This window comes from Paenibacillus sp. ALJ109b (genome assembly GCF_010747435.1).
Classification (GTDB): Bacteria; Bacillota; Bacilli; order Paenibacillales; family Paenibacillaceae; genus Paenibacillus; species Paenibacillus taichungensis.
In genome coordinates this window covers 515791-526931 of sequence record NZ_JAAIFP010000008.1, presented here as the reverse complement: position 1 = coordinate 526931, position 11141 = coordinate 515791, and the positions used below count along the sequence as shown (strand labels likewise).

Sequence of the window (11141 nt, the reverse complement as noted above, 5' to 3'; positions counted from 1 at the left end):
CTAAATTATAGATAAAGTTAGCCATTTTAATAAATGTCATTATAATAAACCATAGGATAACTAATATAAATGGTAGTGAAATAACAATTCTCAATAGATTTTTTAATACATCTTTTATAAAATCCCTAGTAGGTAGAGATTTTCCAATTGAATATAAAGTTCTTAGTCTGAAATGCCACTTAATTCTTGGTAATATTGATCTAAACCATTTTTCTTTTAACCATGAGATCTCAAACGGCAATATTTTTCGTCCAAATATTCTTAGATAGTTAAACTTATTTAAAATAAGAAAATGGGTTCTATAAAACTTCACACCAAACAATTTCAAATTTTCCTTTTCATATTCTCCTGCCTTAATAAATTCTATTTTTATATTGAATTCGTCCCAACTATACTCTGATTTTTTTATTGAATCATGATAAACTCTTTCCGATCTATGTACGTCTAAGTCTGAAATTTCAAAAGGTACATAAAAAACTCGTTTTCTATCATTGTAAAAGTCTATTTTTCCCTTTATTGTTTCAATACTATCCTTAAGTTCATTATAAATTACAACTTCACGAATAGATTCACTTCCTCTATTATCCTCAATAACTCTTATTTTAATTGGATATACATCTTTAGAATCCCATTTATTGTAATCCGGATAATGTCTCTCTAATAATTTATTAAACTCTGTGTCACTTACTTTTAGCAAAATATAGCATATAATAACTAGCACTAGCAAAAATAACATAGGAACCATGTTTTCTGTAAACATTTCGTAGCTCAATAAAGCTGTTGAAATGATTATTTCATATATAAGATATTGCTTAGTTTTTATTAAATACAATCCAATAATAATAGAAAATATTATATATAACCACTTATGTTTTTTTAAACTCTTCCAAATCTCATAAATATAATTATCCATAACTCAACCTCATTTTCTTTGCAATTTCAGATAACTTTTATGTATTCATGAACCCGTAGGGTTGTCTGCTGAAATCTTCTTCGAATTCCTTCCAGCAGACCAAGGCTCCAAAGGAGCCACAGCAAGAATACTTTGTTAGCAGAGGATCATACCTTAAATTTAGGTTGCATTGACGAGAATTTATGTTGTTTATCTACATTCTCTCCCTCTACATTGGAGGTGTATGAGGATATATCCTCTATTTTTATGTAAAGTATCACACTTCTTCAATTACTTGATTAAGGATAGATCTCTTGGTCTTTATATACTATTTTTGTTATCATTTTTGAATATTTTAATTTCGTTATTTCAATCAGTTCATTTGGTTGCATCAAATTCACGATGTGACTATCATTTATTTTAATTTTGCTATTACCTCGTCCCAATCCTTTGACTATTACGATGTTATTATTCACATTAACTATTTGTCCAATTGTTATGAACTGCTCTTGTTTCTTGAGATCAAAGTATGTTACACAGCCAAGTATACAAAATACAATAAAGCAAAAAGTTGATAATGCAGTTGTCCATGCAGGAGGGTGATATGCTAAGTTATTGGAAGATACTTGAATTACGATTATAAAAATAAATAGAACGTTGAATAGAAATTGCTTTTTTAATTTGCCTTTAGCTTTTTCGTTCATAGCTTCTCCTTATTAGGTTTTCTGGTATTTCACATAACGTTCGTGTATCTACACACCCTTACCACTTAACCGTATCGCAGCGACTTGCCCGCAACGCGGTTAGTAGTGCAGGTGTAGGGTTACCTGCTGACTCCACTTCTTCGAATATACTCAACAGACCAAGAAGCGAAAGCAACGCGGCGTAGATATGTTGTTATCTAGATATCAATTACCTTCCACAAACTTCTTATAAATTGTATTTCATTTTCATTCTTTCATATAACTTATAATCCGTATTTCTATTTACAATCTCTCCAATTAACTCTTTCCATTTATTTTCAATCCACTTAGGACTTTGTTCTTTCAGAATATCCTCGTTAAATTGACTATCAATATACTCCAAATCTTGCTTAAGAACTCCTATATCCTTAATTAGTTGATTTCTCGATTCTTTTTCTAGCGATATCTTATTCGATAATATTTCGCCTATGATTTCTACTCTTATATGCGTATACATATCTCTAAACACATTATAGATTAAATAGGTTGAAGATAATTGATCTTCCCGGAAGTCGGATTTCAGAAAGACGAATGATTCTTCACCCACTTTCAAAGATACTGCCACATTTCCTAATGCGTGTATGACTGTTTCCTTCGAAGAATTGTCCTCTAAGCTTTTTATCACATTATCTAAATTGTAGATGGATTCTTTTATACCAATTTGAGTTCCATGATTTAGTTTAATCGTGTAATCAACTTTTTGATTGTCTTTGTACGCTTTGAATTGATAGTTGAAGTACATGCTTATTATCAATCCAACCATTAGTATGATTATTGCAATATTTTTTCTCATTGAATCACCTCGTAATTGTCAATTGAATTCCTAAAATATCTAATTTTTTTTGCATTTCTAACATACAACATATTCCATCTACTAGTGCCTGAACTACGTATATGATAACCCATATTGTTACATTTAAGAAGGTGAATTGGCGAATAAGGGATAATCATTAGTTTCTCAAACCCTTATCCATACGGATCAAAAGAAGAAAACGATAATTGTTCAAAATTAGTAAGCAAAGCATTTTCATATGATAGAAACTTAACGAGACGAAGAAATGAAGAAGCAACTTTATTTTGTAAAGGCATGGGTTATACTCACAAATATCCAGTTAATACACTGCAGTTTACTCGTTTTACGACATAAACAAGAAAAGCCTATCGTTATTAACAGCTAAAAAGCTTAAACTTACAGGTATGCTCATTTTTGTAGAAGAGTCACTTATATCTATTGCCTTTACTTCATCATTTATATGTAAGTCTGGGATATCTATTTTATAATATCTATAAAAAGAGTCAGAGTTATAGCATGTCGCCGTAATCTGATATAATGGATTTTTTAGTTCATATTGATATTTCTTATACTTTTTAAGTCCTTTTGATGAAAAAAAGTCTTTTTCGATTATAATTTTATCTCCAATAAATTTTTGCCCTGTTGGATATTCAGAAGCATCATTATATGAATTTGCAAATCCTAAAAGCTTCTCAACTTTCCAAGTTCCATAGAAATATTTTTCAGTTTCACTATCCAAGCTTATACGGTCTACCGTACAATAATCGGATGTGTTTTTTTGAATAATAGCCTCCTGAGTTTCAGGTTTAGGCTCACTAGAAGTATTGGGATTTGATGTCTTTTCAACATTTCCACAAGCCGATGCTAGCATCAAAATTATCATCATACAAGCCAATATTGTTTTTTTCATATCTCACACTCCTACTATGAAGTTATGATTTCGCATGTTTACTCGCTTGCTAACTGAATTAATCCCCGTATGGATTAAAATCTTCTGTTCCTTCTTTTTATATCACCATGTGCTAAAAGCTACTTCCATACAGCGAATAATTCTTCACTACTGTATAACTAATGGGGCGATACTTTTTCTTTACTTTCCGATGACTTTATCAGTTTTGCCTCAGTGTTTTGTTCTGATTGAGTTGTTACTTGTTTACTGGGAGGCTCGCTCTAGCAGAAATTATATCAGAGCAATTGAAGCGAGGAATGACATAAAATTTACATTATTTATGAATAAGGTTACCTTTATGTTATCTAAATCACAAACAACAATTTTCAATCTAACCCATACGCTTGCACTTGGCAGCGATGCTGGTATTACCCCGACTTAAAAGATTCTGAATATCTAACTTGCTTTAAGCTTGGGAGGTCTGACTTTGTGGAGCCATAAACAAAATCCCACTCCATGGCCGAGTGGGATTTTGAATAGAACTTTTCTTTTGTGGAACTATCGTTTCGCTAAATCAAGGGAGAGTAGTATTGCTAACATATTTCATTCCAACTCTGAAACTGATTCGCCACTAATTATCGTACCGTTATTCTTACCCTCACAGATTTCTTTCATCGAGCCTGGTTTATCGAAGTTAAACACATGCATTGGCAGATTGTAGTCTCTTGCTAAAATGAAAGCTGATTGGTCCATTACCTTTAAGTTGTGTTTTAAAACGTCGTTGTAATGAAGCGAACGAAATTTCCTTGCATCTTTATCAAACTTAGGGTCTGCATTAAGAACACCATCAACACCTTGCTTTGCAACTAATAAAGCGTCACAATTAACCTCGATGGCTCTTTGTACTGAAGGATAGTCTGTTGTAACGTAAGGTTGACCGTTCCCCCCTGCAAAAATTACAATATAGCCTTTTTCTAGATGGTGGATTGCTCTTAGACGGATGTATGGTTCTGCAACTGAAGTAATAGGTATTGCGGTCATTACTCGTACTTCTTTTTTGGTCTTGGCTTTAAGAACTCCACGAAGCATTAAACTATTTACTACGGTCGCAAGCGTCCCAATGTTATCAGCTTCTGCCCTTTCTATCCCCCAGCTTTCCGCCATATTGCCTCTGAAAATGTTACCCCCACCTATAACTAACGATACTTCAACGCCTAAATTTACTACTGACATAATTTCATCCGCAATATGGTCTAACCTTTCTGGCTCAAAACCAAATTCAGAGTTTCCTGCTACTGCTCCACCACTTAGCTTAACGAGAACCCTTTTGTACCTTGACAATTATTACACCCCCATAAAATAAAAACACTAAAGCAATAAATGCTTTAGTGTCCTAATGGAATGAAAATATGAAATTACGCAAGTCGACTGAATGTAAGTCTTCCGTTTCCACCTCATACTCCCACTCCTTCATGTTTTTTTCCATCAAGTAATTTTACATTACGTGAGGCTAAATTGCAATTACCGTCAATATTAAATCTGCAAGCAATTTCAATAAGTTATAATATGATTTACGATGAGCCGTATCAAAGAGCTACCTTGCCGTTTTACAAACAACAAAAAAATCATAACCCCTCAAGCCAACAACGCCTGTTCAATCTGATCCACAATGCCATTAATGCCTGTCGGTCCATAACAGCCGATCCATGTTGCGGCATCGACCGAGTGTATGTGCTGGCGCTCACTCGCATCAAGCATCCCCCAGACACGCTGCTCTGTCACGGATATTCCCTCCTGCATGATCTCATTGCTAAGCAAAAAGTAGTGGCTCGCATGTACAGCTGGTAGTCTGTCAACGGAAATATGATAGGCTGTGTCGGAGGTATCTGCGACAAATAAAGGAACAGGCAGACCCAGATCACGGTACAACACAGCACCTGTACGATGCACGGCAGAATGTACACGAACGAGAGAATCCAGCGGACGGATCAGTGCCACACTCTTGCCTGCCAGTACGGGAGCAAGTTCTTCGGACAGTAATGCGGTTCGTCGGTGATAATCCGCGATAATCTGCTTGGCCTCTGCTCGCTTGCCTGTCAATTCACCGAACACGCTCAGAATGGTCTGCCAGCTCTCATTACGCTTAAACATGAGCACTGGAGCAATCCAGCTTAGCCGTTCAACGTGCTGATCATGCACCTCGGTGCAAATAATCAGATCCGGAGATAGTCGCTCCACCGCAAGCAGATCAGGGTATTCATACGTGCCGAGCAATTCGGTATGCTGAAGTCCTGCCCGGAGCGATTGAGGGAACGTTAACACTGCACTTCCCACTCCTACACTTCCTGTTGGAGGCAACCCAAGCGCAAGCAGGTGATCGGCATATTGTACATCGAGTACAGCGATACGCTGTGGTGATTCGGTGACAGTATACTCTCCTCGCATATGGCAGATCACCGGGCCTTGGGCTGACTCATACGAAGAAGCCAATCGATTCCGCAGCAAGGAATGAGCATAGTTTGCATCTGTTTCCGAAGCGGCAGCAAGCCGATAACGAAGCGGAGGAACGCCATAATATTTCTTAAACGCCCTACTGAAATAATACATGTCACGGTAGCCCATTTTGTCAGCAATTTCCCCAATGGGAGCATCCGTATGATGCAGCATCCGCGATGCATTCTCCATCCGCAGCTGGATGACGTACTCCATCGGTCCGAGCTGCTTCTCTTGTTTGAATCGTCGCTGCAACTGTCTTACACTGCACCCAGCGAGGGCTGCCAGCTCTTTAAGCTCCAGATTCTGACGATAATGCGATGATATATATGACACGACAACATCCACCATGTCGGACTCTGCTCCGCCTTGACCACATTCATACTCCATGATCAGTTCGTAGATCATCACCTGGAGCAACGCATTGGCATGAAAACGTTCCAGCCCTTCGCCACGACGCCATTTGGCAACGATTTTTTCCGCATTCTCGATCCATTCCGCTTGGGTCACCGGATTCTGAATAAACGAAGTTTGCAGTGGGTGTTTGCGATACGAGGGTATAACATGAGAGGCTCCTTCCATGGAAGAAGCCTTGTACATGATCACGATATAATAAAGTTCGTCTGATCTGGCGGTCAGCGTGAAGGATGTGCCCTCCACCACATGACAGGCAAAAGAAGCTCCAATGTGGCAAACCTCACCATTCATTGCAAGCTCCCCTTCCCCTCCGCATGCCAGCAGCAACACATTTGAAGTTAATTCTGATTCGCTAAGAACACTGCCTGTCTGCAAAGTACCGCTATACCCATCAAGCATCTTGATCGTCGTATCACTCCATAGACTTGTCTGTTCTTGCAGCGGCATTTCTCTCATCTCCTGACAATAGCAAAGGTAAAATGGTTGCTGTTGTCATTTTAATTGAGATTTATTCTCATTGTCAATTTTCGGACATTTTCTGCAATATTCCCCTGACATCTGATAATAAAAACAACAGGTGATCCGCTCGCTTTTGGCAACGTAGCCATTGTCTTTGCATTCGGTGAAGCGAGTTAACGGATTCTTTCTCACGCCGAAAATCTGCCCGGATGCCACCTGCGTCAGATAGGCAAAGTCTGCCTGAATTTGCTCTCTTTCCTGCTCCGTCTCGTTTTCATCCGTTGTGTATAGGCGGCCAATGCGTACCATGATATTCTCCCAAAGGATACTCATGGAAAGAGGCGCAATTACAGCAAGCGTCTTTAACAGCGGTGTAAGCTGTACTGCAAACATCTCCTCTACCACCTTTTCCCGCGAGGATTCCCTGTCTTCCGATAGTGGTTCTGCCCGAAGTCCATTCACCGCTAGAAAAGGAAATCGTGTGCCGCCTTCATGATCTGAGAGCGCCGGATGATAGAGAAAGCTGTTCTCCAGCTGAAACGAAACATGCTGATGATGAAAAGTCATCGCGGTCACCAGCGGAGCCGTCCACAGATAGCCAATTCGCTTGGCTAACATCGAAGCGGCAACCTTCATGTCAGGCGCATCAATGTACTCCTGAAACCAACTGATATACTCTCGGCATGCCGCTTCGTCACGCAGCTCACTCAGAGCAATGGTACGGACACTATGTTCAGGCGGCTCACCAAGCAAAATCGAATGATCCTCCACGGTCTCTTTCCATAAGTCTGTCGAGAGATATGAGTTCATATTAATTCGATCCGAGCAGAGCTTCCGATGCCTGATCTACAATAAGATTAATCGCAAGAGGTCCGTAATATGCGATCCAAAGTGTTGAGTTTACGTCATACGTGCGGTTATTTTTCACAGCATCAAGGGACTTCCACACCGGATTACTTACCATAGCCTCAGCTTCTGCCGCAAACAGTTCATCTGACAGTACAAAATAACGATCTGCACCAATCTCAGGCACCTTCTCCATTGAGATTTCAACAGAAGTATCATCCTTGATTCCCTCAACCAGTGCAGGCATATTCAAGCCCAGATCCTGATACAGAATAACACCTGTACGATGCTCAATCCCATGAACACGAATGCCTTCTTTTCTCGGACGAATTAGCGCTACCGTTTCATCTCCCATTTTCTCTGACAGCTTCGTTTTCAGTCCAGCGACTTTGTCCTCATATGCAGTACGCACTTTCTCTGCCTCGTCCTGTTTGTCTGTAATTTTAGCAACTGTGGCTAACGTATCACGCCAGTCTTCGTAGAAGTCGAGTACAAGGGTAGGTGCAATTTTGCTTACACTCTCATACTGTTTCTCTTGAAAGTCGGTCATGATAATCATATCCGGACCTAGGGCTACAATCGCTTCCAGATTAGGCTCGTCCCGTGTACCCAGAACCTGTACGTCACTCGGTTGATCGCCTAAGTATTCAGGAAAATCGGTGTTGCCTCCAGCGATAACACTGCCAGCCGGCTTCTCGCCAACCGCTAACATTTGATCAAGAAACTTAACATCAAGCACCGCAATTTTCTTAGGTTTTTCGTTTAGCGTCAGCTCACCCTTCATATGCGTGATCGTTACGGGAAAAGCTCCAGTAGTCTGAGTTTCTTCATTCGCAGGTGTCTCCGCTGGCGTTTCCGCAGACTGCTTGCCGCTATCTGTACCTGTTCCGGCCCCGCAAGCCGTCAGGACAAGAATAAGGGCTAACATCAAGCCCATGAATAATCGTGATTTGCGAGCAGCATATGCCTTGCTTCCGGCAGCCTGCCCCTTTGTTCCTTGATTCATGATGAATCCCCCTTATGTATAATACTGATAATGATTTTCATTATCGAAACATAAAGAGAGTATAAACGATCTCCGCATCGCGTTACCATGTACTTTTGCGACATTTGAGTCGGACTAATACGACATCACCAGCCGCTTATCCGCCCTTTAATTTCTCAGCGATATACGCTTGCAGTCGGTAGATGTCTGAAAGGAGCTCTTCTTCCTCCGGCGTATTTCCATACTCCCCTAGCCAGCGCGGTGTGCGGATATGCCACTCGTTAGACATGTATTGCTGTTTAACTCGATACACTAGAACATGCTCCAAGAAATACTCTAAAGAGCCAAAAGATTGCTTACGACTGTCGTTGATGATGGATTGTGTTTTCTCAATGATTGCCTGTAACATGTGTTGGATATGATCTTCTGGATTCATAGAGTCGCCCTCCTTACCATCATTTCAAGATGTATATAGCTTCATCCAAGCAAACTAGCAATCAATTTCTCTGGATGGATAACAGTAGACGATTGAACCGACGGGTATTTTATTCGGGGAAATCTCTCTCCCCAAACAAATACCAATATTCTATTCTTTTTACCGGCTAATGAATATAATTCACTTTCACTCATTTAAAATCCATTATATGGTTTAATAATGATTATCATCAAAATACAAAACGGAACGGTCTAACAATTAAAGATGGTAGGGATGTTATGTGAAAAGAAATGTTATCATTTTACTTCTATCAGTCATCATTATTCTAGTAGGGATTTATTGGTATGCAGACAGAGAACTCATCTCTCATAAAACAGGATCTACATTACCATTACAATGGGAAGATCCATATAATAACCATGAAGAGCCAATTCAACTTACAGATCAAAATCAGACTTTGTCTGATTCGAAAGTGCATCTTACTAAGCTCTACTACCTGCCTAATTCAAAAAAACTGCAATTTGGCTTATGGTACAGTAAAAGAGAGTATCAACCGAATCCATCTAAAAAGATTCCAGATCGAATTTTTCAAGTTACGATCCGCGATAAAAACGGACAATTGTATGATCAAGATACCTTTGTTAAAGCTGAAGGCTTGTTTGATGAGTTTCAACGCAGGTCGATTTCTATTGATTTAGACAATCAAGAATCTATAGAATTAACGATTTCCTTGATTGAGCAAAATGGAACAACCGTAACCCCGATGGAGTCAACAACTATTAACGTACCTTTAGACAAAATAAAAAAGTAAAAAACTTAACTTAGCAGTTTACTCAACGCTTTGTGTAGGGAGAATCTTTTCTTTATTGTGAGAGTTCGAAAAAAAGAAGCCGGATTGGTCATAGCCCCGTCAAGTAGACAATAAAAAAAGAGAAATTCCATTAAGCGGCGACTTTTTCCCTGAATTCAATCGGGGAGAGGTCGCCGAGTTTGTTTTGGAAACGTTCCTTGTTGTAAAACAAAATATACTCTGTAATTTGGTTCCTTGCTTGCTCCAGATTCTGTGGCTTCTCCAAATACAACTTCTCCGTCTTTAAGTGGGAGAAGAACGACTCAATACATGCATTGTCATAGCAGTTCCCACGCCGAGAATGGCTTCCTGTTAGCTTCTTCTCTTCAAGCAACTTGGCATAGCTCTGTGTTGTATACTGGAACCCCTGGTCGGAATGGAGCAAGGTAGGTCCACATTTCAGTTTCTTCACCGTGTCCATAACGAGTTTTAAGTCATTTCGCTCGGAGAGTTCCCAAGCTACAATCTCGTTGTTGTATAGATCCATCACAACCGAGAGATAAGCAAAATCATGCCCAATCCGGACATACGTAATATCCGTCACGAGCTTCTGCAGAGGAGCTGCCGCCGAGAATTCCCGATTTAAGACATTACGGAACAGAACGGACGGTTTCCGGCCAGCAAATGGACGTTTCTTGCGAATCACGGAACGAATCTAGAGTTCTCTCATTAAGCGGCGTACCTTTTTGTGATTCACCACGAGGCCTTCCTTTCCTAACGCGGTTCGCATACGTTTGTAGCCAAAATAAGGACGAAGCCGGTGAATGCCTAAAATATGTGCTTTTAGATCCGCATCCCGATCTGCTCGTTTCTCTCTGAGGACGATATTCTTCTTCCATTTGTAGTAACCTGCACGAGAAATTTCAGCCATTTTACACAACCAAACCACAGGTGCCCACTTGCTTATTTCTCGAACGGACTGGCACCGGGTTTCGAAATCCAGCTTCCCTCTCCGTGCAAATTCGGATTGAGCTTTTTTAGATATTCTACCTGCGCTTTCAGATAAGCATTTTCTTCTTCTGCACTGCTAAAATGCTTCTTCGTCCAACGTCCTCGATAATCCTCAAAACTCTCTCCATTTTGGCTTTTCCGTACCCAAGTAATAATCTGGCTCTCACTCTTAATACCAAACTTCTCCATGATCCGACTGTATGTCCAACCTTCTTCCAATCGCAGACGAACAGCCTCTTTCTTCGTTTCTTCACTATATTGATTAAAGGTTTGGCCTTTTTTAGCTGGCATAGCAAAAATCCCCTCCGGTTTTCAGTGTTGAGTTCATTTTAACATGATCTCTTTTTTCACTGTCTACCTTGAGGGGATAATACCAGATATTTAATT

The 11141-nt window shown here is 39.7% G+C and carries 10 protein-coding genes and 1 pseudogene; 1 reads left to right on the top strand and 10 read right to left on the bottom strand.

Annotation, left to right across the window (positions count from 1 at the left end; genetic code table 11):
* The 9 genes from G3352_RS12140 to G3352_RS12100 all read right to left on the bottom strand — a co-directional run.
* Positions 1-913, bottom strand: a 913-nt coding sequence (locus G3352_RS12140; RefSeq protein ID WP_163756750.1) for a hypothetical protein, incomplete at its 3' end; no start/stop codon positions are given.
* 278 nt (positions 914-1191) lie between these two features.
* A complete protein-coding gene (locus G3352_RS12135; RefSeq protein WP_163756748.1) occupies positions 1192-1596 on the bottom strand; it encodes a hypothetical protein in 405 nt (134 codons plus the stop codon).
* A gap of 226 nt (positions 1597-1822) precedes the next feature.
* A complete protein-coding gene (locus G3352_RS12130) occupies positions 1823-2428 on the bottom strand; it encodes an oxidoreductase (protein ID WP_163756746.1) in 606 nt (201 codons plus the stop codon).
* A 343-nt stretch (positions 2429-2771) separates the two neighbouring features.
* The gene (locus G3352_RS12125) at positions 2772-3338 is read right to left on the bottom strand and encodes a hypothetical protein (protein WP_163756744.1); all 567 of its coding nucleotides are present in this window, start codon (positions 3336-3338) and stop codon (positions 2772-2774) included.
* Positions 3339-3920: 582 nt separating this feature from the next.
* The gene (pyrH, locus tag G3352_RS12120; RefSeq protein WP_076290102.1) at positions 3921-4658 is read right to left on the bottom strand and encodes a UMP kinase; all 738 of its coding nucleotides are present in this window, start codon (positions 4656-4658) and stop codon (positions 3921-3923) included.
* A gap of 294 nt (positions 4659-4952) precedes the next feature.
* Positions 4953-6674: a helix-turn-helix domain-containing protein gene (locus tag G3352_RS12115; protein ID WP_163756742.1), complete on the bottom strand. Its 1722-nt coding sequence runs from the start codon at positions 6672-6674 to the stop codon at positions 4953-4955.
* 45 nt (positions 6675-6719) lie between these two features.
* Positions 6720-7496, bottom strand: a complete 777-nt coding sequence (locus G3352_RS12110) for an IucA/IucC family C-terminal-domain containing protein (RefSeq protein WP_163756740.1) — start codon at positions 7494-7496, stop codon at positions 6720-6722.
* 1 nt (position 7497) lies between these two features.
* On the bottom strand, positions 7498-8538 hold the full coding sequence (locus G3352_RS12105; protein WP_163756738.1) for an ABC transporter substrate-binding protein: 1041 nt from the start codon (positions 8536-8538) through the stop codon (positions 7498-7500).
* Between the two features lie 136 nt (positions 8539-8674).
* Positions 8675-8953 carry a hypothetical protein gene (locus G3352_RS12100; protein WP_163756736.1) on the bottom strand — a complete coding sequence of 93 codons (279 nt, stop codon included), beginning with the start codon at positions 8951-8953 and terminating at the stop codon, positions 8675-8677.
* Positions 8954-9233: 280 nt separating this feature from the next.
* On the opposite strand from G3352_RS12100, the gene G3352_RS12095 reads away from it, so the two are divergent.
* Positions 9234-9764: a hypothetical protein gene (locus G3352_RS12095; RefSeq protein WP_163756734.1), complete on the top strand. Its 531-nt coding sequence runs from the start codon at positions 9234-9236 to the stop codon at positions 9762-9764.
* Positions 9765-9894: 130 nt separating this feature from the next.
* Here the strand turns inward: G3352_RS12095 and G3352_RS12090 are convergent.
* Positions 9895-11045 (bottom strand): annotated as a pseudogene (locus tag G3352_RS12090) (IS3 family transposase).
* Positions 11046-11141 lie beyond the last annotated feature (96 nt).

What these genes read in the sequence shown, in the direction of transcription:
- G3352_RS12135 (WP_163756748.1), bottom strand. Translation starts at nt 1,596, where the DNA reads ATGAACGAAAAAGCTAAAGGCAAATTAAAAAAGCAATTTCTATTCAAC.
- G3352_RS12130 (WP_163756746.1), bottom strand. Translation starts at nt 2,428, where the DNA reads ATGAGAAAAAATATTGCAATAATCATACTAATGGTTGGATTGATAATA.
- G3352_RS12125 (WP_163756744.1), bottom strand. Translation starts at nt 3,338, where the DNA reads ATGAAAAAAACAATATTGGCTTGTATGATGATAATTTTGATGCTAGCA.
- G3352_RS12115 (WP_163756742.1), bottom strand. Translation starts at nt 6,674, where the DNA reads ATGCCGCTGCAAGAACAGACAAGTCTATGGAGTGATACGACGATCAAG.
- G3352_RS12110 (WP_163756740.1), bottom strand. Translation starts at nt 7,496, where the DNA reads ATGAACTCATATCTCTCGACAGACTTATGGAAAGAGACCGTGGAGGAT.
- G3352_RS12105 (WP_163756738.1), bottom strand. Translation starts at nt 8,538, where the DNA reads ATGAATCAAGGAACAAAGGGGCAGGCTGCCGGAAGCAAGGCATATGCT.
- G3352_RS12100 (WP_163756736.1), bottom strand. Translation starts at nt 8,953, where the DNA reads ATGAATCCAGAAGATCATATCCAACACATGTTACAGGCAATCATTGAG.